The 20,420-nt window shown below is 66.5% G+C and carries 28 protein-coding genes and 1 pseudogene; 18 read left to right on the top strand and 11 right to left on the bottom strand.

Annotated elements, in window-relative coordinates:
- Window positions 1-120: 120 nt before the first annotated feature.
- The gene (locus GR702_RS01330; RefSeq protein WP_160984144.1) at window positions 121-747 is read right to left on the bottom strand and encodes a hypothetical protein; all 627 of its coding nucleotides are present in this window, start codon (window positions 745-747) and stop codon (window positions 121-123) included.
- Between GR702_RS01330 and GR702_RS01325 the strand changes: the two genes are divergently transcribed.
- From GR702_RS01325 to GR702_RS01270, 14 genes and pseudogenes are all read left to right on the top strand, one after another.
- Window positions 746-1,114, top strand: coding sequence for a carph-isopro domain-containing protein (locus GR702_RS01325; protein WP_160984143.1), 369 nt, complete (start codon window positions 746-748; stop codon window positions 1,112-1,114). The two genes, GR702_RS01330 and GR702_RS01325, sit on opposite strands and share 2 nt — an antisense overlap.
- On the top strand, window positions 1,111-1,566 hold the full coding sequence (locus tag GR702_RS01320) for a hypothetical protein (protein ID WP_160984142.1): 456 nt from the start codon (window positions 1,111-1,113) through the stop codon (window positions 1,564-1,566). Before GR702_RS01325 ends, GR702_RS01320 begins: the two co-directional genes overlap by 4 nt.
- A 3-nt stretch (window positions 1,567-1,569) precedes the next feature.
- A complete protein-coding gene (locus GR702_RS01315; protein ID WP_160984141.1) occupies window positions 1,570-1,938 on the top strand; it encodes an Ogr/Delta-like zinc finger protein in 369 nt (122 codons plus the stop codon).
- 13 nt (window positions 1,939-1,951) lie between these two features.
- Entirely contained in the window at window positions 1,952-2,128 is a 177-nt protein-coding gene (locus GR702_RS01310; protein ID WP_160984140.1) for a hypothetical protein, read from the top strand.
- A 20-nt stretch (window positions 2,129-2,148) separates the two neighbouring features.
- Window positions 2,149-2,361, top strand: coding sequence for a hypothetical protein (locus GR702_RS01305; RefSeq protein ID WP_160984139.1), 213 nt, complete (start codon window positions 2,149-2,151; stop codon window positions 2,359-2,361).
- Entirely contained in the window at window positions 2,358-2,498 is a 141-nt protein-coding gene (locus GR702_RS01300) for a hypothetical protein (RefSeq protein ID WP_160984138.1), read from the top strand. Before GR702_RS01305 ends, GR702_RS01300 begins: the two co-directional genes overlap by 4 nt.
- Window positions 2,495-2,671 carry a hypothetical protein gene (locus GR702_RS21965; RefSeq protein ID WP_202407985.1) on the top strand — a complete coding sequence of 59 codons (177 nt, stop codon included), beginning with the start codon at window positions 2,495-2,497 and terminating at the stop codon, window positions 2,669-2,671. Before GR702_RS01300 ends, GR702_RS21965 begins: the two co-directional genes overlap by 4 nt.
- 8 nt (window positions 2,672-2,679) lie before the next feature.
- Window positions 2,680-2,862: pseudogene (locus GR702_RS01295) on the top strand (DNA translocase FtsK); the annotation flags it as partial.
- Window positions 2,863-2,904: 42 nt separating this feature from the next.
- Complete coding sequence (locus GR702_RS01290; RefSeq protein ID WP_160984437.1) at window positions 2,905-3,168, top strand: DUF2312 domain-containing protein; 264 nt, start codon at window positions 2,905-2,907, stop codon at window positions 3,166-3,168.
- A 205-nt stretch (window positions 3,169-3,373) separates the two neighbouring features.
- On the top strand, window positions 3,374-3,496 hold the full coding sequence (locus GR702_RS22530; protein WP_272916638.1) for a hypothetical protein: 123 nt from the start codon (window positions 3,374-3,376) through the stop codon (window positions 3,494-3,496).
- A complete protein-coding gene (locus GR702_RS01285; RefSeq protein WP_160984137.1) occupies window positions 3,493-3,765 on the top strand; it encodes a hypothetical protein in 273 nt (90 codons plus the stop codon). The genes GR702_RS22530 and GR702_RS01285 overlap by 4 nt, the downstream gene beginning before the upstream one ends.
- Window positions 3,758-4,393 (top strand): hypothetical protein, encoded by a 636-nt coding sequence (locus tag GR702_RS01280; RefSeq protein ID WP_160984136.1) that lies wholly within the window; start codon window positions 3,758-3,760, stop codon window positions 4,391-4,393. The genes GR702_RS01285 and GR702_RS01280 overlap by 8 nt, the downstream gene beginning before the upstream one ends.
- 46 nt (window positions 4,394-4,439) lie before the next feature.
- Window positions 4,440-5,426, top strand: a complete 987-nt coding sequence (locus GR702_RS01275; protein ID WP_160984135.1) for a PcfJ domain-containing protein — start codon at window positions 4,440-4,442, stop codon at window positions 5,424-5,426.
- 467 nt (window positions 5,427-5,893) lie between these two features.
- Entirely contained in the window at window positions 5,894-6,094 is a 201-nt protein-coding gene (locus tag GR702_RS01270) for a helix-turn-helix transcriptional regulator (protein WP_160984134.1), read from the top strand.
- Window positions 6,095-6,373: 279 nt separating this feature from the next.
- Here GR702_RS01270 and GR702_RS01265 read toward each other — a convergent pair whose 3' ends face one another.
- From GR702_RS01265 to GR702_RS01250, 4 genes are all read right to left on the bottom strand, one after another.
- Complete coding sequence (locus GR702_RS01265; protein ID WP_160984133.1) at window positions 6,374-7,606, bottom strand: phospholipase A; 1,233 nt, start codon at window positions 7,604-7,606, stop codon at window positions 6,374-6,376.
- Window positions 7,607-7,844: 238 nt separating this feature from the next.
- Complete coding sequence (locus tag GR702_RS01260; RefSeq protein WP_160984132.1) at window positions 7,845-8,867, bottom strand: zinc-binding dehydrogenase; 1,023 nt, start codon at window positions 8,865-8,867, stop codon at window positions 7,845-7,847.
- Between the two features lie 45 nt (window positions 8,868-8,912).
- A complete protein-coding gene (locus tag GR702_RS01255; protein ID WP_160984131.1) occupies window positions 8,913-9,383 on the bottom strand; it encodes a MarR family winged helix-turn-helix transcriptional regulator in 471 nt (156 codons plus the stop codon).
- Window positions 9,384-9,388: 5 nt separating this feature from the next.
- Entirely contained in the window at window positions 9,389-9,814 is a 426-nt protein-coding gene (locus tag GR702_RS01250; protein ID WP_160984130.1) for an organic hydroperoxide resistance protein, read from the bottom strand.
- A gap of 271 nt (window positions 9,815-10,085) precedes the next feature.
- Here GR702_RS01250 and GR702_RS01245 point away from each other — a divergent pair, with 271 nt between their 5' ends.
- On the top strand, window positions 10,086-10,538 hold the full coding sequence (locus tag GR702_RS01245; RefSeq protein ID WP_160984129.1) for a tRNA (cytidine(34)-2'-O)-methyltransferase: 453 nt from the start codon (window positions 10,086-10,088) through the stop codon (window positions 10,536-10,538).
- A 50-nt stretch (window positions 10,539-10,588) separates the two neighbouring features.
- On the opposite strand, the gene GR702_RS01240 is transcribed toward GR702_RS01245, so the two are convergent.
- Window positions 10,589-11,392 carry a hypothetical protein gene (locus GR702_RS01240; protein ID WP_202407984.1) on the bottom strand — a complete coding sequence of 268 codons (804 nt, stop codon included), beginning with the start codon at window positions 11,390-11,392 and terminating at the stop codon, window positions 10,589-10,591.
- Window positions 11,392-13,467 carry a TonB-dependent receptor domain-containing protein gene (locus GR702_RS01235; protein WP_237449488.1) on the bottom strand — a complete coding sequence of 692 codons (2,076 nt, stop codon included), beginning with the start codon at window positions 13,465-13,467 and terminating at the stop codon, window positions 11,392-11,394. Before GR702_RS01235 ends, GR702_RS01240 begins: the two co-directional genes overlap by 1 nt.
- A 251-nt stretch (window positions 13,468-13,718) precedes the next feature.
- Between GR702_RS01235 and GR702_RS01230 the strand changes: the two genes are divergently transcribed.
- From GR702_RS01230 to GR702_RS01220, 3 genes are all read left to right on the top strand, one after another.
- Window positions 13,719-14,882, top strand: a complete 1,164-nt coding sequence (locus GR702_RS01230; RefSeq protein WP_160984128.1) for a mechanosensitive ion channel family protein — start codon at window positions 13,719-13,721, stop codon at window positions 14,880-14,882.
- A gap of 229 nt (window positions 14,883-15,111) precedes the next feature.
- The gene (locus tag GR702_RS01225; protein WP_160984127.1) at window positions 15,112-15,318 is read left to right on the top strand and encodes a cold-shock protein; all 207 of its coding nucleotides are present in this window, start codon (window positions 15,112-15,114) and stop codon (window positions 15,316-15,318) included.
- Between the two features lie 66 nt (window positions 15,319-15,384).
- Window positions 15,385-15,588 carry a hypothetical protein gene (locus GR702_RS01220; protein ID WP_160984126.1) on the top strand — a complete coding sequence of 68 codons (204 nt, stop codon included), beginning with the start codon at window positions 15,385-15,387 and terminating at the stop codon, window positions 15,586-15,588.
- Between the two features lie 76 nt (window positions 15,589-15,664).
- Here the strand turns inward: GR702_RS01220 and GR702_RS01215 are convergent, their stop codons facing one another.
- The 4 genes from GR702_RS01215 to GR702_RS01200 all read right to left on the bottom strand — a co-directional run bounded on the left by GR702_RS01215 (window position 15,665) and on the right by GR702_RS01200 (window position 20,289).
- A complete protein-coding gene (locus GR702_RS01215; protein WP_160984125.1) occupies window positions 15,665-15,817 on the bottom strand; it encodes a hypothetical protein in 153 nt (50 codons plus the stop codon).
- Between the two features lie 35 nt (window positions 15,818-15,852).
- Complete coding sequence (infA, locus tag GR702_RS01210; protein ID WP_160984124.1) at window positions 15,853-16,116, bottom strand: translation initiation factor IF-1; 264 nt, start codon at window positions 16,114-16,116, stop codon at window positions 15,853-15,855.
- Window positions 16,117-16,439: 323 nt separating this feature from the next.
- A complete protein-coding gene (locus tag GR702_RS01205; RefSeq protein ID WP_160984123.1) occupies window positions 16,440-18,749 on the bottom strand; it encodes a CDC48 family AAA ATPase in 2,310 nt (769 codons plus the stop codon).
- A gap of 682 nt (window positions 18,750-19,431) precedes the next feature.
- The gene (locus tag GR702_RS01200; protein ID WP_237449487.1) at window positions 19,432-20,289 is read right to left on the bottom strand and encodes a universal stress protein; all 858 of its coding nucleotides are present in this window, start codon (window positions 20,287-20,289) and stop codon (window positions 19,432-19,434) included.
- Window positions 20,290-20,420: the final 131 nt, after the last annotated feature.

Raw genomic sequence — 20,420 nt, 5'->3', positions numbered from 1 at the left:
GGCTCGTCCCGCTAAATTCGGAACGAATCGAGAACATGCGGGGTCGCGAAGTGAGCAGCAATATTTATCGACTGACGCCGGGGTGCGACCTCGCGTGCCTGCGATGCAGCGTAGCCTGCGCTACAGCCGTGGCGAATCGCGACGACCTTTGGCGTGCCCTCGAGGCGGCAAGGCGGGAACAGGCTCTTCGTCCGAGCCCTCTTCATAAACGTCAGGTCCGATCGCTGCGAACCCAGTTGGAAGCCGCTGAGCAAGAATGCGGGCGGCTTCAGCCCGAGTCGCGTCTTCCGGAATCAAGGCTAGAAGTGTTTCAAACATTGCAGCGAGGGCTGCTTCACTAGGAAGGCACACCGGCAGGTTGATCCAGTGGCGCTTGGGTTGAGCAGCCTCAATTTCACGCACCTCAGGTTCAGCCTCGGCCTCGCTCAACCCGGCAAGCTTCATGACTTCCATGGGGTCCACGCCATATCGGGATAGGACGTCCGCGATTTGGCGGGTGAACTCGAGCGGAAGTTCGCGCTTTTTGAAGCGCTTTGAGTCCTCGAAGTAGACGTAGCGTGGAAACGTAACCCCCAGCTCCTCGGCCATCTTGCGAATCGATAGGCGGGGAACGGCGGAAATCCGCAGTTCTTTCAGGCGTTCGGGGACAGACTTGGTCATTTGCGCATGCCGTGCGGAAATCTGATACGATGTCAGTCCCAAAAAAGATTTGCCAAGCGTTTCATTTTCCCGCACATGCGTGTTCATGGAACCGCAGATCTCGATTTTCACACTGTTCGACGGCATTAGGCCGATGGCTCGGGAACTTTCCGAGTCTCCCTCAACCGTGGCTGGTTGGAAGCGCAACGATCGCATCCCCGCTGAAAAGCAACCGCACGTTCTGGCGGTCGGTTTGGCTCTCGGACTGCCCGTCACGGCAGAACTGGTCATCTTCCCTTCGGGAGATGTCCCTGAAGCTGTTGCCCGTGCTGCCCACCAAGATCGCCCCTGCACTCCGGCAGAAGCGAGCCCTGATGCCGCTCCTGTCTTCCACGGCGTAGATCGCGCCGGCGGCACGAGATACGGAAAACACCGGGCGGCTTTGCACACTTGTGACCGCACGGTGCAGGCATGACGAAGCCTCGCCAACCGCTCACCCAGTACCGCGCGCTCGAAACCGTCGCTGACCTTCTGGGATGGGAAACCTGCGCCGAAATCGTCGAGATGTCCGTCTCGATGACCCGCAAGCTGGGCGATCCCGACACCGGCCGCGAACTCAAGTATCGCGATGCGATCCGCCTCGATGCTGCGTTCCGCCAGGCAGGAGGCGCGTGCTCGCCGTTTCTCGACTGCCATGCTGCGCGCCTGGGCATCGACACCACTGCGGCCGGGGCAGATGCCACTTGCCTGATGAAGGCCTCCGGCATTGCGGCCAAGGAAAGCGGAGAGGCCATGAATGCCGTCATGCAGGCGGCCAGCAGTGGCGATCCGGCCGCGCGCCTTGCAGCTATCCGCGAGGGCGAGGAAGCCATGCAGGCTTGGGCCGCGCTCCTCCACAACCTCAAATCGCAAGCGTCGGGGACCTGATCGATGTCGGGGGGACACAAGCAAACGGCCGCAGAGGACGTCGCCAGCGTCGTAGCCGAAGACGACGCCGGCCGGTTCGCGCCTCTCTACTGCCCGCACTGTGGCTTTCGAGGTCGCATCCGCTCCAGCAAGCAGGTCACCGGCCAGCACAGGGACATGTACTACCAGTGCGTCAACCTGTTCTGCAGCCACAGCTGGCGCGCGTCGCTCGCATACGAATACGGGATCGTCCCCAGCGGCATCCCCAATCCCAAGGTCGACCTGCCGCTGCGCCCCATGGAGCGGCAAGCCTTTCTTGAAGCCACGCGCCCGCGTGACGCCACACAGCCAGACATGTTCGAACTCGGCCCGCCCTCGGCGGAAGCCGCCTGAAAGGCATCCTCACATGCTGAAACCTGATGTGCACTCCATGGAGTGCGCCTGCCGCGCCTGCACCCCGCCGCCGCTGGATGGCGGTGCAATCTTCCTCGGCCTCGGCGCCGCTGCCGTCTTCTGCGTGTCGATACTGCTGATCGCTTTCGTGGTCGGTCTGCAGGTCGACAGCCTCTCCACCTTCCGCTGATCAAATCGAAAGGCCCCGCCATGCGCCTCAATCGTCAATCCGCGCCCGCCACGCGCCGCACGCCCCCGCAATTCACCTTCATCTGCAACGCCTGCGAGTGCGTCGAGCACACGCGCAGCACCGCGTTGCCGAAAGGGTGGACACGCAAGGAGTCTCGCCGCGACATACACGTCTATTGCGGGCCCTGCACCGTCAGCGCAGAGCAGCGCGTCCTTTCGGGCCGCCGCCAGTGACCGGCTCCCTTGCCGCCTGGCGCGATCTCTGGCGAAGCGCTCCCTGCGATGTCCAGCAGGACACGGTGCGCCTCGTCCTCATGACGCCCGCCATTGCTTACGCCTTCGCGCTTCTCTGGACGATGCTGCCGTCATGACGCCGATCGCCCAGCACATTCGCGAAGGCCGCGACGCCGTCATCGCCGAACGCCTGCTTGCCGCCCCGCCGGCACGCAATCCCTACTCCCCCACCAGCAAGCGCGGCCTGTTCTGGCAGCGCGGCGCCGATCACGCCCGGGCGAAGATCGACGAACTCCTGAGGATCGGCTGATGACCACTGAAACTGATCACTACGGCACCGCCGTCGCGCTCGTGCGCGAGCACGACAAGGCCTCCACCTCGTGGCTGCAGCGCAAGATCGGCGTGGGATACAACACCGCCGCCTTGCTGGTCGAGCGCATGGAACGCGACGGCATCGTCTCCGCACCCGACGACGTCGGCCGCCGCGTCGTCCTCGGCGACGACGGACAGGCGCTCACCCCGTCCGCGCCGGCCGAACAGCAGATGACCATCCCGGTCGATCTCCCGAAAGAGAACCGCGCCGCCGACGATCGGCTGCGGCTCCTGATCGAGCGCGTGGAGCGCCTCGAGGAAGAGAAGAAGGGCCTCAGCGACGATATCCGTGACGTCTACAACGAGGCCAAAGCGGTCGGGTACGACGTCAAGATCATGCGCCAGATCGTGCGCATTCGTAAGATGAAGCCCGACGATCGCCGCGAAATGGACATGCTGCTCGACACCTACAAGTGCAGCCTGGGGATCGACTGATCCATGTTCCGCCTGCCGCGCCTCTTCCGCCGGAAGGCGGCCACCACCACCGCCGCGCAGACCCTCGGGCAACGCAGCGCCGAGGTGCGCGCCGCCAAGGCGCGGCAGGATCGCGAAAAGTCCGCGCCATGGCCAACCAACTGCGCGCCGACATGCGCGCCGCGGGCCACTCCGACCTCCCCGAAATCGACTGGAGCACCTTCAAATGAGCGAGACGGCCGCCCGCTTCTACCGCTTCACCGTGCCCGGCCTGCGCGGCTTCGCCGCTACCGGCCCCGCCATCGCCGCGATTTGCGGCCACGTCCTGCTTCGCGGGGTGAACTGGTGAACATCAGCCCTGCCGCGCTCTTCGAAGCGCCCGACCTCGACCTTGCGGACTTCGACGCCAACTTGCGCGCGATCCGCACCGCCAGTCAGCCGCTCGCGTTCGAACCCGTCCGCTTGGCCGCCGCGTACCGCGCCAAGCCCCGCCGGCTCTGGAAGCCGGTGCCGACCTTCGCGGCTCCGACGCCCGGCCCGTGCCCGAACTGCGGCACACGTGGCGTGATCGGCTGCGAACACTTCCTTCCGTTCGGGAAGGAGGCCGGCCGTGGCTGAAAAGGGAATCATCTTCTCCGCGCCGATGGTGCAGGCGCTGCTCGGCGGGAGGAAAACACAAACCCGCCGCATCCTGAAGCCGCAGCCGGGCGATACACTTGCAGCAGGCAAGCGGGTCGATCATGTTGGCGACTACTGCACAGGCGCTCCCCAGCACGGGCAGGCCTACTACTGGCGCGCGAACGGCAGTTGGAACAGCAGCGAGCGCTTTCACCTGCCTTATGCCTCTGGCGACCGCCTCTACGTTAGAGAGAGCGCGCTTTACTGGATCAGGCGCAGCGATAACCAGCGCGATAAGGTCGCTGCGTTCAAGGCCGATGGCTACGAGCTTGGGGACGGCGAACGCTGGACGCCATCGATCCACATGCCGCGCCACTTCTCGCGCATCTGGCTGGCGGTTACCGAAGTGCGTGTCCAGCGGTTGAAGGAGTGCAGCGAGGCGGATGCGATCGCGGAGGGCATTGAGGGTTTCGCCTGTACCGGCGGGACAGCTTGGCGCGATTACGTTGGGGGGATGGGTTCAATGTTCGCGACCCTGGCAACCCGGCTACGCGCAGCTACGCTACCCTCTGGAACAGCCTCCACACCGTCGAGGGCGAGCGGTGGCAGGACAATCCATGGGTCGTAGCAGTCAGCTTTGATGTCCATCGCGGCAATATAGACGCGGTGGCGACATGAACGAGGCGCTCTCCCCTCGCGCCCGCGCCGTCACCCTGTTCCCGAATCAGGGCATGCACCGCAACGCGCTCTTCCTGGCGGACCTGCACCCGCGCGCGATCGATTATCTAGAACAGGCCCCCGTCCTCGCAGCCTCGTTCGGTGTAAAGGTGAACACGAAGGCGGACAGGCTCTACATCGCCAGTCGCATCGCAGGCCCTATCCAGCGGGGGGAGCGTCTGCGCTCGGTCATGGCGGCAGTCGCAATCGCCGGGCCACTCCGTAAGCTCAAGGCTTCCTGTATCGTCCCTTACATGGCGGAATTCGTTCGCGAGTTGAACGATCTCGACCCCTCGACCCTCTCGCAGGCGATCCCGGAGAAGCCCGGCGCGCAGCGCAAATGGCTCCGCTCGCTGCGCCAATACCGCCGCCGCCTCGTGCTCAACCGCGCTTCGCCCAAGCGCGGCTTCGCGTGGATCGCCCGGCATGCCCAGCGCTGCGGCGATGGCCAGGCGGAAGACTTTGCGGATTACCTCGCCAGGCACCACTTGGCTGACGTCGAACGATGGTCGTTCGAGCGCATGGAGAACGAGGTTGAGCTTTGGCACGATCGCCTGGCCGCCAACCGCAATCTCAGCGCCTACGGCCTTGGCCTGACGCCCTCTACGCTGATCGACCTGAGCGACTGGCCCGACCACGCCGAAGTCGCCGGCTTCGAATTCTTCAAGCTGGCCACTCCGGGCATGCTCCTCGAGGAGGGAGCGCGAATGCGTCACTGTGTGGCTAGCTACATCCCGCGCGTAATGGCGGGCGACTGCCACATCTATTCCGTTCGCGCCGACATGCGCCGCATGGCCACCGTCGAGATCGTCGGCGGGCACGTCCAGCAGCTTAAGGCCTTCGCGAACAAGGCGGCCAGCGCCGCAGTCTGGAAGGCCACCACTGCCTTCATCGACGGGCATTGCCCCGAACTTGCCAACCTCCCGAAAGGACGAGCCGCATGAGCGCCGTCGCTCAACTCCACCTCTTCGCGGACGCGGCCCACCCTTTTCGAGTGGCGCCAAGCCACGCGTTGTGAAGCCCCGCCTCCACAAACCAACCCCCATTCACAAGCCAAAAAAGGCCTTAAGGCTCATGACCTTGACAACCCCACGACAGGCGAGCAACGTGCCCGCGGTCGTTACGAAAAAGGTAGCGATGCGGATTTGCAGCCGCTATGTACGACGCCGTCCGGCGCGCCCCGTTTTGCGGAGCGCGTTTTTCTTTGGTCGGGCGCACCGTGAGGCTTTCGGGCCTGCCGGTTCTGGCAATGTACACCGGTCTGCAAACTCGGTGACGCCCGACCTCCAGAATTGCAGCTGGTCGAAGGGTCCTCTTGCTGGGACATTGCCCTTTGACTGCGCCAGTTTCTTCTCTGAATCGCTACCTTGCACCTCCCACTCGCGCGCCGAGCGCGCTCAGGGAGGCGCGCATGCGTAACGCTGCCTCGGGCCGTTTCCTGCGCATCAACGACATCGTCGCAGAGACCTCGCTCTCCCGCTCGACCATCTATCGCATGGTCGCGAAGGGCCAATTCCCCGCGCCCGTCCAACTCTCCGCCAACCGCGTCGCGTGGATGGAGGGTGCTGTTCAGGGCTGGAAGAACCAGCAGGCTGGAGGCCCCCCGATATAGAGCCCGAGGGGGTACAGATGGGGGTATAGATCGATACGACATTCTAAAATTCGATTGTATTGTAGGGGCTTAGCTGTGCGTTCCAATTCCTCGCGGGGCATCCAGGAACTTCCACTGACAGCGTTGATATTCACAGCCTGGTCCGGCTTTCCGCTTGGTGCGTTCCTTCTCCAGACGCGACATCGCCTCCCTCATGCTGCTCCCGGCCGGCCGGGCGTCCAGGCTATGCGGCGAAGCCGGCGTTAGCCGCCAGACCGCACACCGACGCCCCGCCTTCGCTCACCGCACGAGCGCCACGCCGATCCGCAGGCGCGTCATGCGCCGCCTGTAGTCCAGCAGGTTCTCTCCATATCCTGTGAAGGTCTGGCCGAAGAGGTAGAAGTCCGGCCCGCCTCCCAGAATGCGGCGCAGGGGGTAGGACAGGTCCGCCGCGATGGCGCCTTTGCCGCTGCCGATGTTGAGGCGGCTCGATGTCGAGAGGCGCAGCCCGTTCTCCTCGCCGATTTCCACGAACAGGCCCGTGTTGCCGCGATAGCGCCGAATGTCCGGATTGTCCGAAAGATCGCCAGCATAGAGCCACGCGCGCGGCGCCACCGTCAGGCGGATGTCGTCGCCCAGCGAGAACGCCGCCATCGGCGCGATATAGACGGTGTTGAGACTGCGCGAAAACTCGCCGTCGCGGCCGTTGGACTCGTGCCGCAGGCCGATCTGCGCGCTCAGCGTCGTGCTGTCCGACACGGCTTTGGGCGGGGTCACATAGAAGACTTCCGGTTGGAAATCGATGTTGCGGAAAGGCGAGGAGTCCCCCCCAAGGTCCCAGAACATGCGCTGCGTGTAGGCGAAGTAGAAGCCGTCGGTCCACTTTTGCCGGTCGGGGCGGGTCTGGCTGCCGAACAGCTGGTACTTAAAGCTGATCTGTATGCGTGCCTCGCTGTCGGTGTCGGGGCCGTAGACGGCATAGATCGGCTCGTGGGCGCTCAGGTTCTCGATGAAGGCGTTGCCTACCGTGCGATCGGTCGGCGGCGGGGTCGGCGGGAACGAGGCGGGAGCCGGTGGGGAGGCCGGGGCGGTGGCCTGCGCGATGGCGACGGGTTCGGCCGCCGACGACACCGGAGCGGCGGCCGCAAGCGTCACCGCCTGCCCGCCCCAGATCGGCACCGACAGCGAAGCGCCGTCCTGGAAGCTCGCAGGGGCCAACAGGTAGCGGGCAGTGGCGAACTGTCCGGGAGCGACCGTCAGCGTGGCGGGCGTCGCCGCCTCCCGCCGCAGCATGACGGTGCGCCCCGCACCGATGGCTTCGGGCCGCCCAAGACGGGCCTCGACCAGTTCCGGCACGGTCGCATCCGCAATGTCCTTCCCGGTGTTGAGCAGGCGGACATCTATCCGCGCGCCGCCATCGGGCTCCGCATCGACATGCCCGATCAGGGTCTCGATGCCGTCCTGCGCGTGCGCGGCTCCGGGCCGAGCAGCCGCGAGAGCCAGCGCAAGCGAGAACATGAGCGCGCTTTTCATCGGCTTGGTCGCCTTTCCTTGTGGCCAGTCCGAGACCCATAAGCCGCACAGCGTGTCAGACAAGAAGTGTGTGAGCACTCCCGAGCGCTTTTCTTGCCGTGGCACCTGCAAGGCTCATGGTGGCGCGAATTCGCCAGCCCGCGCCATTTCGGCGTCCATTATCATGAACGAGGGTAGGCAGGCCGGATCGTGGCCGGGCCTGAGATCGGGTCTTGCCGGCAGGGATCGACCTGCCTCGTCAATCCTTTCCGACCCGGATCACGACCTTGCCGAAGTGCGATTGGCCCCGCACGTGGGCAATGGCATCGTCGGCCGTGCCGAGATCGTAGATGCTGTCGATCACGGGATCGTAGCCGTTGATTTCGATCGCGCGGCACATGGCGTCAAGGTGCTCCCGGCTGCCGACCGTTACGCCCCTGACGGTCAGGTTGCGCTGCATCACCAAGGCGAGCGGGAATGTGGCGGATTCGAAGCCGGTCAGGACACCGATCACCGAGACGTGGCCTCCCACCCGGGTCGCCTGGATGGCTTTGCCGACCGTCTCGCCGCCCGCGACTTCGACGACGGCATCGACGCCCTTGCCATCCGTCATGTCGAGCACGGCGGTATGCCAGTCAGGCTGGTCGCGGTAGTTGATTGTCTCGTGGGCACCCAGCGCGCGAGCCCGCTCGAGCTTCTCGTCGGAGGATGAGGTGATGATGACGCGCGCACCCTGCATGCGGGCAAAGGCGAGCGCCGCGAGCGAGACACCGCCCGTCCCCTGAAGCAGGACGGTCTGACCGGGCCTGATCTGCGCCTCTTCCACCACGCTGCGCCATGCCGTCAGCCCAGCACAGCCGAGCGTCGCGATGTCTTCGTGGGTGAGGTTGGCGGGCGAATGGACGACCGCGCGTGCCGGAACGCAGACATGCGTCTGCAGCGCGCCGTCGACCTGATCGCCGAGCACCGGCTGCATCAAGCCGGCATCGACCGGCCCTCGCTCCCATTTCAGGAAGAAGCACGGAATGACGCGATCACCGGCGGCGAACCCCTCCACCCCGGCGCCGACTTCCAGCACGGTCGCCGACGCGTCGGAAAAGGGGACGCGCGGCACCGGCAGTCCCGGGATGCCCCCGTCGATGCCGATCAGGTCGTGGAAATTGATGCTGGTGGCATGCACCCCAAGCAACAGCTCGCCAGAGCGCGGCGAGGGCACGTCGCGCTGTATGACGCCTGACAGGACGCCGTCGCCGATGATCTGTCTCGCTTGTCCTTTGATCACTCGGAAATCCTTTCAATCGGCAATCGGGCGGGCCGCGACCGGTTCTCAGGTGCCCAGTTGCTCTTCAAGATCGGAGATGTACTGGTCGAGCTGCTGCCCAAGCTCGTCGAAGTCGCCAGGGGAGAGGCAGGTCTCCTGCGCAAGTGCCTCGAGCATCGCGTCCGCGCGCCCGCGCAAGGCGCGCCCGGTCTCGGTAAGAGCGACCAGGACCCGCCGTTCGTCTGCCGTGTCACGCCGTCGCTGAACCAGTCCGGCGGTTTCCATCCGCTTGAGCAGCGGCGTCAGCGTGCCGCTGTCCAGATGCAGTCGCTCACCCAGTTGGCCGACCGACTGCGGCTCAACCTCCCACAAGATCAGCATGACGAGATATTGCGGATAGGTAAGCCCCATCGCATCCAGATGCTGGCGGTACAGTCGCGTCACGAGGTTGGAGGCGACATAGAGCCGGAAGCAGACCTGCCGCTCCAGCAGGAGCCGGCTTGAACCGTCCGCATCTCCGTTCCGGGTCGCCTCCATGGTCCTTACCGCGTGCTCACGTTGATCTGCACGTCGATGTTGCCCTTCACCGCATTGGAGTACGGGCAGACCGCGTGAGCGGCGCTAACGACCTCTTCGGCCTTCGTCTGATCGAGCCCGGCGATCTCGACGTCGAGCGTGACGGCCAGGTTGAACCCGCCGGCGCCATTGGGCAGCAGGCCCACTTCTCCAACGACCACGATGTCATCGTCACGAACCTTGTCGCTCTGGCTGCGGGTGACGTGGATCACGGCATTCTCGAAACAGGCTGCGTAGCCAGCGGCGAACAGCTGCTCGGGGTTGGTCGCTCCCCCTTTGCCGCCCAGTTCCTTGGGCATGGCGAGCTGCAGGTTGAGAATGCCGTCCTCGCTCCTGACGGAACCGGCACGACCGCCGACGGCGGTGACTTTGGTGGTATAGAGATGGCTCATGGCTGTGTCCTTCTATTGCTGTTGAACGCAATATAGCGAGCAATTGAATTTTGCACAATGTTTTTCGCGTACGTCTTTATCGAGCGCCAACCTCTGGAAAGGCTATCGCTGGAGCGCACATGGCGTTCCGTCATCGACGCCGCCGCGCGATCACCGGTGTCCATGCCGTGTTGAAGGGCATCCCTCCAAACCTCAGGACAATCCGCATTCGCCCCTCGAGGCGCGGCAGGGCGGGCTTGCATGGAAGGCGCGGCGGCGGCAGGGAGCGGGCATGCGCATTGCTCTTTTCGAACCGGAGATCGCCGGAAACGTCGGCGCCGTCCTGCGCCTTGGCGCGTGCCTTGGCGCGGGGGTCGATCTGATCGAGCCGATGGGCTTCGTCTGGGACGACAGGCGGGTGCGCCGCGCGGCCATGGACTACATCGACCACGTGGAGGTCACCCGCCACGCAGGGTTCGATGCCTTCCGGGCTGCGATGGGTACGCGGCGGCTGGTGCTCTTCACCACCAAGAGCAGCGAAGACGCCTATGCCTTCCGCTTTCAGCCCGACGACGTGCTGCTGTTCGGCAAGGAGAGCGCGGGCGTGCCGGCCGAGGTTTCCGCCGTGTGCGAGGCACGGGTGCGATTGCCCATGCGCCCGCAGGTGCGCTCGATGAACCTCGCCACCTCCGCCGCCCTCGCCCTGGGCGAGGCGCTGCGCCAGACCGGGACCCTGCCCGGCTGAGGGGCCCCGTCCGGCTGGCGGAGGCCTGCCCTGCGGATGCCTGGCGAGCGTCAGGCCCGGCGCGGCTCGGCGGCGATCACGTAGTCGTGCCCGCAGGGGAGGGAGCCCGCCTCTTCCACATGAGCGAGGGCCTCGTCGCGCAGGGCTGCCGCGTGGCTTTCGAGCGCGGCGGCGAGGGCGCGGTCGGCAAGCCGGGCGAGACGCTGGGCGCACATGGCGATCTGCGCCTCCACGAAGCGACGGCCGAAGCGGATCGGGAAGCGCTCGGCGGAAACAGGTTCGAAGCCGGAGCGGCGCAGGTTCTCCACCACCCACTCTGCCGGATACTCGCGGTAGGGGCGCTCGCCCGCCAGCAGCAGGCACGAATCGCGCAGGCGCCCGATGCGCCACACGATGTGCGCGGCCCGCTCGCGCGGCGGGTCCGCCGGCACATAGGGGTCGATCCCCACGACATAGAGCCGCCCCGCCGTGAGTGGACGCAGGCGGGCGAACAGGCGCTCCTGGAAATAGGGCGCGAAGCCGTCGATCGCGCCGAGCAGGTAGTCGGCAAGCACGGTGTCGTAAGTCTCGCCCGCCAGCAGGGCCGGATCGGCCCAGTTGCCCAGCACGATCCGGTCGGCGGGCCGCCGCCGCGCCTCGGCGAGGGCTTGCACCTGCAGGGCGTGCCCCTCGGCGCCGGTCACCGCGGTCCAGCGCTCGGTGGAGAGCGACTGGATCCAGCGGATCGAGCCCGAACCGGTGCCCGCATCGAGAACCGACCCCCATGACCGATCGCCGTGCAGGGCCTCGATGTGGGCGAACAGCGTGGAGGCGGCCACGCTGTCCCCCGCCACGCTGTCCCCCGCCGCCTGCATCAGAACGTCGTCCGCAGGCCGAAGACCACGTTGCGCCCGCGCAAGGGAGAGGCGTCCTTGATGAAGGATGCGTGGTTGAAGGCGAGCGCGTTGGTCAGGTTGCTGCCCCGCACGTAGAGCTCCGCCGCCTGCTGGCCGAGCGACAGCTTGTAGGCCACGGTGGCGTTCACCATGTCGTAGCCCGGCGTGCGGGTCTCGTACTCGGCGATGCGGTCCTGCTCGAAGACGCGGAAGTACTCGGCATCGATCGCGAAACCGCCCAGCCGCAGGTCGCCGCGCGCGCCGAGGCGGCCCGCCGGGATGCGCGGCAGGTCTCCGCCATCGTCCTTGAACTTGGCGCGCACGTAGTCGCCGAAGACGGCAAGGCCAAGGTTCGGCGAGAACTGGTGGTGGATCTCGCCGTCGATACCGGTGAACGAGGCGTCCTGCGCGGTGTAGCCGATCAGGCGGAAGTCCTCGAACCGGTCCAGCGTCCGGGCGAAGATATAGCCGTCGAAGTCCTGGTGGTACGCGCCCAGGGTGAAGTGCGTGTCGCCCAGCGACTTGCGCACCGTCAGGTCGACCGAGTGCGCGGTCTCCTTGCCAAGGCTCGCACCGCCGATCTCGTACGTGTTGGTGGCAAGGTGCACGCCGCGCGCGAACAGTTCCTGCGCCGTGGGTGCGCGCTGCGAGCGGGCAAGCGAGAGCGCGAGCGAATAGCCGCTGCCGCTTTCCCAGATCGCGGCGCCCGATACGGAGAACGGATTATGCTCGGCGCGCCGGTCGAGCGTCGTCTCGATCCGCTGCCAGTCCTGGCGAACCGCTGCCTCGAGCCGCACCGGGCCAAGCTGCAGCGTCTCGAACAGGAACAGGCCGGTGCTGGTGGTCTCGCTTTCGGGCAGGTAGGCTTCCACGCCCGCCGCGCTGAAATCGCTCTTCGCGTGCTGCACGCCGAACGTGCCGCGAAGCCCGCCAAGCGGACGGTGCGTCAGTTCCAGACGGACATCGTGCGCCTTGTTGCGGAACGTGGTGGCGACCTCGTCGTGCTCCAGTTCCTCGTGGCGATACTTCGTCAGTCCCGCGCGGAAGCGGACGCGCTCGAAGCCGGGCAGCGGATCTTCGTAGTCGCTGCGGATGTCGATCCGTTCGCTGCGCAGGCGAACGTAGGGCACCTCGTGCTCCTCCCCGCCATGTTCGTGCTCATGGTCGTGATCATGCTCGTGGCTGTGGTCGTGCCCGCCGCAGTGCAGGCTGGAGCCGTGCGGGTGGCAGTCCTCGTAGTCGTGGCTGTGGCCGGGCAGTCCGTATTCGCTGGTCTGCCGCGTATAGGCAGCGCCCAGATACCCGCGCTCGCCCACCCACGCGCCGCCGACCGACCAGGTCGTGGTGTCGTTGTACGAGCCGTCGACGTGGCGCTCGCCGAAGCGGGAAGGGACGCGGTAGTCGTCGCTTGAGCGCGCGACGCCCTCCACCCGCACCGCGAAATTGCCGATGCTGCCGGTCAGTCCGCCCACCAGCGACTGCTCGTTGTCGGCCGTGCCGAGGCGGCCTTCCGCAGCGCCCTCGATGCCGTCGGTGGGAAGCGAGGTCGGGATCTTGCTGTCGAGCAGGTTCACCGCGCCGCCGATCGCGCCGCCGCCGTAGAGCAGCGTCGCCGGGCCGCGAAGCACCTCGATCCCCTGCAGCAGCAGCGGCTCGGTGACGACCGCGTGATCGGGCGAGACCTGCGAGGCGTCCTGGATCTGCGATGCGTCGGAGAGCACCTGCACGCGGGGCGCGGTCTGGCCGCGAATCACGGGGCGGCTCGCGCCTCCGCCGAAGTTGTCGAAGTTGACGCCGGGCTGGCCTGCCAAGGTCTCACCCAGTGTCGCCTGGCGGCGGTGGACCAGATCGTCGCCGTTGAGCGTGAGGACGGGCGTGACGGTCTGGTCGGCCCGCTGCCGCAGCGCCGTGGCAGTGACGACGATGTCGTCGGAGCGGTGCGTGCCGGTGGACTCGATGCCGCCTTGCGGGGCGGCGGCCTGCTGCTGGGCCATCGCCGCGGGCGCCGCGATGCAGGCGCCGGCCACCGACGCCAGAAGTATTCCATGCTTCATGCCGATTATTCCCCTCATGGCCATGAAGCCCGCCTCTTAGATCATGCAGTGATGATACAACATCACATTTTTGTGTCGAATGATTGCTTGGCCCGCTCAGTTGCCGTTGGTTCGCGGCTACGCGGAGTTCCGGAGGGTGCCTGCGAGGTGCCTGAGCTGCCCTGCCGGCCCGGAACGCTGCGGCGCCCGCTGTACGCGACGTGCTGCGCTGCGGCCGGAACCTGCTGCGCCGCAGCATCGTTCCAGTCGTCATGATCGACCTCATCGAACGCTATGTCACAGGCCTGCCGGACTGGGCGGAGCGACCGCTGGTCGCGGTGCTGGCCGCCATGCTGGGCACTCTCATCGCGCTCGCCCTTCATGCGGTGCTGTTCCGTGTGCTCGGCCGGATCACGCGGGCGAGCGCCAGCGAGGCGGACGATATCGTCGTCAACCGGCTGCAGCGGCCCACCCGCTGGGCCTTCGTGGCGGTCGGCATCGTCCTCGCCGCGCGCGAGACGCCTGCTCTGGAGGCAATCTGGTCCCGCTTCTCGGGCTTCGTCATGCCGATCCTGACGGGATGGATCGCCATCGCGGTGCTTCACGCCCTTGTCGAAGCGATGATCGTGCGTGCGGACATCACGGTCGAGAACAACCGCAACGCCCGGCGGAGGCGCACCCGGCTGTCGATCTTCAGCCGCATCGGCACTTTCCTCATCGTGTTCCTGAGCGTCGCGGGCGTGCTCGCCTCGATCCCCGGCGTGCGCGAAGTGGGCGTGACGCTGATGGCATCGGCCGGACTCGCGGCGCTGGCGGTGGGCGCCGCCGCGCAGCCCGCGCTCAAGGCCCTCATCGCCGGTTTCCAGATGGCCATGACCGAGCCGATCTCCATTGACGACGTCATCATCCTCGACGGCGAATGGGGCCGGATCGAAGACATTCGCACGACTTACGTGGTGGTGCGCCTGTGGGACGATCGGCGCCTGGTGGTGCCGTCCAACCGCTTCCTCGAGGATACTTTCCAGAACTGGACCAAGACCACCTCGCAGCTGCTGGGCACGGTCTTCCTCTACCTCGACCACGGAGCCGACATCGCGCCGATCCGCGAGGAGTATACCCGCCAGATCACCACTCACCGCCTGTGGGACAAGCGCGCGCAGATCCTCCAGGTGACCGACTGCCGCGACGCGACGCTCGAGGTCCGCCTGCTCATGAGCGCGCGCGACGGGCCGACGCTCTTCGATCTGCGCTGCGAGATCCGCGAATCGATGATGGAGTGGATCCGCCGCGAGATGCCAGAGGCGCTCGCCCGCCGCCGCGAGCTGCAGGTCGCTCCCATGGAGCTTGCGGCCGCGCCCTCGATGATAGAGGCGATGTCGGCCACCGCCTCGCCCGCGAACGGCAACGGGCGCGGCTCCGCGGGCGCTCCGCACTGACTTGCGGCAAATGATCGTTAGGTCGATTGGGGCGGGCGTGGTAGGCTACGCCCGCTGACGTCGAACTTTGCGACGGTTTTCGGCAATATTGGGCGTCTTGCCATGGAATACTGTTCCAGCAAATTCGCCCGCTTGCGGCGATTTCCTTTCACTTGACGACTTGACGCACGACCGCCCGGCGCATCCCGCGCGAGGCGGCAACAACACCGTTTCTTGAAAGGAAACAGTCATGCCGACAGGCGTCGTGAAATTCTTCAACACCGACAAGGGCTTTGGCTTCATCTCTCCGGAAGATGGCGGCACGGACAGCTTCGTGCACATCACCGCCGTCCAGAACTCGGGCATGCAGTCGCTCGACCGGGACCAGCGCGTCTCCTACGAGATCGAAGTGGGCCGCAACGGCAAGGCTTCGGCCGTCAACCTGCGCTCGGTCTGAACGCGCAGCGTTCGGGGAGGCGCGCTGCCGCTTCCCCGCAGGCACACTCTCGACAGGAGAAGGCGCATGACGTTCAGCCGTGAATTCTGTGATGGTCGCGCGCTCGAGGCGGCGCAGGCCGCGTCCAACGCGAAGCTGGACAATGTCCGCGACCGCGAGCTGCGCTCGGAAGCGGCGTGGCGGGCCATGTCGGACCGCATCCGGAGCATCGAGGAAGCGCGCACCGCGCGCGAAGCCGCGCGGGTGGCGGGCGAGTCCGGTTCGTTGTGAGGGAAGCTTGGGGTGAAGGGAGGTCGGGCCCGGCTTTGTCGCCGGGCCTGACCCTCTTTCCTCTTCGTGCCTTCGGTCAGTCCACCATCTCGGCAACCAGGTGACGAAGGTCTTCCCTGGTGAGCAGTCCGGCCCCGTCGATGCGCGCTGCGGCGCGGAGGGCGGCGTTGTGGTGAATGAAGGTTTTGGTCTTGGGGCGGCTCAGTCCGCCCGTGATGTTGGTATTCATGTTTTCCTGTAATCCCGGCCCCTGGCCGGTTGGTGTTATCGTCTGAAATTGCCGCGCCGCGGTGCCGGACCCTGTCCGGGCGTGCGCTCGCGGAAGACGATGCGACCCTTGGTGAGGTCGTAGGGCGTCATTTCCACGTGGACACGATCGCCGACGACCGAGCGGATGCGGAACTTGCGCATCTTGCCGGCGGTGTAGGCGATGATCTTGTGCTCGTTGTCGAGCAGGACGGCGAAGCGCCCATCGGGAAGTATTTCCTCGATGTAGCCTTCCATCGTCAGCAGTTCTTCCTTGGCCAAAGTCTTCAGTTCCGAATAAATGCAAATGCCTGCCAGCCGCGCCCGGAAGAGCGCAGGAGCAAGCCAAGCAGCTAGAAAAGGGAGGCAAGGCCGCAGTCAGCGGCTGCACGAAAGTCCCGTCGCAAGCGACGCAGCACGGCTCATATAGGCCAAGGTGCCGGAAATTGCAACCGCGCGGCGGCGCCCGGCCTTAGGGACACGCGGGAGGCCATTCCGGCTGCGCCGGGCGGCACAGGAACAGGCGGTCGGCTGCCGATCGAAGCCCGGCCCACGCAGGGCCGGGCTGTCACGGCTACGAACGGCAGGCGACGCGCCTGCAGGCCTCAGTGCTTGCGCTCGCGCGTGCTCTCCACCATGCCGGGGACAAGGAAGCCGATCGGCGTCATTTCCATCGCGCGCTTCTTCAGCTCGCCCTTCATGCGCTCGTATTCCGCTTCCATATCCTCGGTCACGGTGGCGCGGCTGTCCTCCAGCGCCTCGGCGAAGTCCTCGCCCGTCACCTGCTCGACCGACGCCCCGCGCTTGCGGATCGCGATGAGGCCAGCGCGGCGCACGACATCCTCGAGGTCGGCGCCGGTGAAGCGCTCGGTCTGGCTGGCGATGTATTCCAGCGACACATCCTCGGCCAGCGGCATCCGGCTCGTGTGGATGCCCAGGATGTGCTGGCGCCCGGGCGCGTCCGGAGTGCCGACATAGACCAGTTCGTCGAAGCGGCCCGGTCGCAGGAGAGCCGGGTCGACAAGGGCAGGCCGGTTGGTGGCGCCGATCAGGACGACCGACTGCAGTTCCTCCATCCCGTCCATCTCGGCCAGGATGGTGTTGACCACGCGCCCGGTCACTTGCGGTTCGCCGCCGCCGCCACCCATGCCGCGGGCCGGCACGAGGCTGTCGATCTCGTCGATGAAGATCACGCAGGGCGCCACCTGACGGGCACGGGCGAAGAGGCGGGCGATCTGCTGCTCGCTCTCGCCGTACCACTTCGACAGCAGGTCGGACGACTTGATCGAGATGAAGTTCGCTTCCGCTTCCTTGGCCACCGCCTTGGCCAGCAGCGTCTTGCCGGTTCCGGGCGGGCCATAGAGGAGGAAGCCCTTCGCCGGGCGGATGCCCAGCTTGTGGAACGCCTCCGGGTTCTTCAGCGGCAGCTCGACGCCTTCCCTCAGCTTGAGCTGCGCATCGTCGAGGCCGCCGATGTCCGCCCAGCCGATGTTCGGCACCTGCACCATCACCTCGCGCATGGCGGAGGGCTGGACGCGCTTGAGAGCAGCCAGGAAGTCCTCGCGGATGACCTGCAGGTTGTCGAGCACTTCGGCGGGGATGGTCCGCGCCTCGAGGTCGAGCTTGGGCATGATCCTGCGCACCGCCTCGATCGCGGCCTCGCGCGCCAGGGCAGCCAGGTCCGCGCCCACGAAGCCATGGGTGGTGCGGGCCAGTTCGCGCAGGTCCACCTTGTCGCCCAGCGGCATGCCGCGCGTGTGGATGCCCAGGATCTCGCGCCGGCCGCTTTCGTCCGGCACGCCGATCACGATCTCGCGGTCGAAGCGGCCCGGCCGGCGCAGCGCCTCGTCGATGGCATCGGGGCGATTGGTCGCGGCGATGACGACGACGTGGGCGCGGCTGTTCAGCCCGTCCATCAGCGTCAGCAGCTGCGCGACGAGGCGCTTTTCCGCCTCGCCGTGGACCTGACTGCGCTTGGGCGCGATCGAATCGATCTCGTCGATGAAGACGATGGCGGGCGCGGACTTGGTCGCCTCCTCGAACACCTCGCGCAGGTGCTTCTCGCTCTCGCCATAACCCGAGCCCATGATCTCCGGCCCGTTGATCGAGAAGAAGCTCGCCTCGCTCTCGTTGGCGACGGCCTGCGCAAGGCGGGTCTTGCCGGTTCCCGGCGGGCCGTGGAGGAGCACGCCCTTGGGCGGCGCGACGCCGAGCCGGGTGAACAGTTCGGGATAGCGCAAGGGCAGTTCCACCATCTCGCGCAGCTGGCGGATGGTGTCGCCCATGCCGCCCACGTCGTCGTAGTTGACGTCGCCGCGCGCGTCGTGCGCCTCCTCGAAGGTCTCGCGCAGCTCGACCTCGGTGTTCTCGTCGATGTGGACGATGCCGCGCGGGGTCGTGGATACCACGTTGAGGCGGATCTGCGTCAGCGCATAGGCGGGCGCGTTGAACATGCGGCGCAGCTGGGGCGGAATGTCCGCCACCTGCTGCTGCCCGGTCGTGGCGACGAGGTCCCCCTGGACCATCGGGCGCCCGAAGAAGTTGCGCTTGAGCGCGGCGGAGGGGCCCTGCAGGCGCATGTCCTTCTGCGCCGGCGCGAAGACGACGCGCTGCGCAGCGCGCGATTCCGCCTTGCGTACGACCACATGGTCGCCCGAGCCGACTTCCGCATTGCCGCGCTGAAGCCCGTCAAGGCGGATGACCTGCAGGCTCTCGTCCTCGTCATAGGCGAGCACGGCCCGCGCGACGGTCACGGTCTTGCCGGTGATCTCCAGCACGTCGCCTTCCATCGCGCCGATTTCGGACAGGGCGCTGCGCGAGAGGCGGGCGATGCCCTGTCCGCTCTCTTCCTGGCGGGCGGCCGCGACCTGCAGCCTGACCATGCGCTCGTCTGTCCTGATTTCCGATTCCGCCATCGCGCTTCCCTTCTTCGATCCCGTCCGACAGCCTCGGCGCCCGCGGCGCGGCCCGGCCGGGCGGCGAAGTCGAAGCTAGGTATCGCCTCGAGGGTTTTCAAAGGGCCCGACGGGACTGCAACCCGGGCAGGCGAAGCCGGTTCCCCCGATTCGGCCGCGCGCTGATCCAGAGCCGCCGAACTGCCTTGCCTCGCGTGCCTCTTTTCCGGGCAGCGGCAATGGCAGGCAGGGTGGGAGTGCAACCAAATCGCTGCCTAAAAAACAGGCAAAAAAATGGCCCGATCGTTGCCGACCGAGCCGTGGAAGTTTTGGGAGAGGATGCCTGAAAGGCACTGTCTAAGTGCCCCATTCGCGGCTTTTGTGCAAGTGCGAAATGACGGCTTTCGGTTGCATAAAGCGCAATATCGGTTGCGTGCGCTGGACGGTACTCGTTCATCGTCCGGTCGAAAGCGGCTATCTGACGCCGTTTCAATACCTGAATTCGGGTTCAAGTTGTGATCGCCGTCTGGGCGCTGGCGGCTACGCCGGGGCGATGGCTGCAAACGTTTCTTGCTGCACCGCGAGATACACTTGCCCTCCTTGGGAAACCGGCGTGCCAGGGCCGGAGGCCAGTCATCCAGAAACAATGCGGGCCGCCGCTCCGTTCGTGGAGCGACGGCCCGCCGGACCCATGGAACGTGCGTCAGTGCGCGAGGAGGAGGGCCGGGGCCTCCGGAGAATTGAGGAAGTGCGCGGTCACGCCGCCGAACAGGAATTCGCGCATACGGCTCTTTCCGTAGGCACCCATGACGAGGAGGTCGGCCCCGGCGCGGCTCACCGCGGCAGCCAGCGTCTGCTCGGTCGAATCGCGGCGTTCGTGTTCCTCGAACCCGGCATGGATGTCGTGCCGGGAAAGGTATCGCAGCGCTTCCGCCGCCGGGAAGCCGCCCTTCTTCTCGGTGACGGAAACCATGGTCACGGCGGCGCACGTGGCGAGGAGCGGAAGCGCACCGCGAAGCGCGGCCGCCGATTGCTCGCCGCCGTCCCATGCCACGCAGGCGCGGCGGACGGGCATCTCCATCGGCCGTTCGTCGGGCAGCGCGAGGATCGGCGTGCGCGAGGTCAGCGCAAGGTCTCCCGCCAGACCGCCCGAGCGCGAGACGACGATGAGGTCGGCCAGCCGCGCCGCGTGGGAAAGCGCCGTCACCGGCTCATCCTCGCAGCGCACGACGTCGAACGTCACGCCGCTTGCCGCAAGCTGGCTCTCGACTGCGGTGGCGACCGCATCGTCCTCGGCGCGCGCCTTTTCCAGCGCGTCGGTCATCACGTAGCTTCCGCCCATCGGGTCCATCGCGATGTAGCGCGAAACCGGCGTGTCGACGAGCACGGTCACATGGCCGCCGCCGTGGCGGGCGATGTTTGCTGCGGTCTGGATGCGGGCATGAGTGCCCTTCTTGCGGTCGGCGTTGACGAGTATCGAGCGCATGGTCAGTCTCCCTTCTGGTCGGGCCAGTCTAGCCCGCTTGGGTGCCGGCTCCATGACCGGGATCAAACGCGCCATTCTTCCATCGTGGAAGGCGCAAGCGCGCGGGCGCCACGGCGAAAAACGAGCGGCCGCGCAGCGGGCTGCGGCGGACACACGCGGTAACATGGCGCCGCCGGAAGACCTTACGCCGTCACAGGATCGATCGC

Origin of the sequence: Novosphingobium silvae (assembly GCF_009856825.1) — a bacterium.
In the GTDB taxonomy this organism is placed as follows: Bacteria; Pseudomonadota; Alphaproteobacteria; order Sphingomonadales; family Sphingomonadaceae; genus Novosphingobium; species Novosphingobium silvae.
The sequence above is the reverse complement of the archived record's forward strand: the minus strand, read 5'-3'. Positions and strand labels throughout refer to the sequence as shown.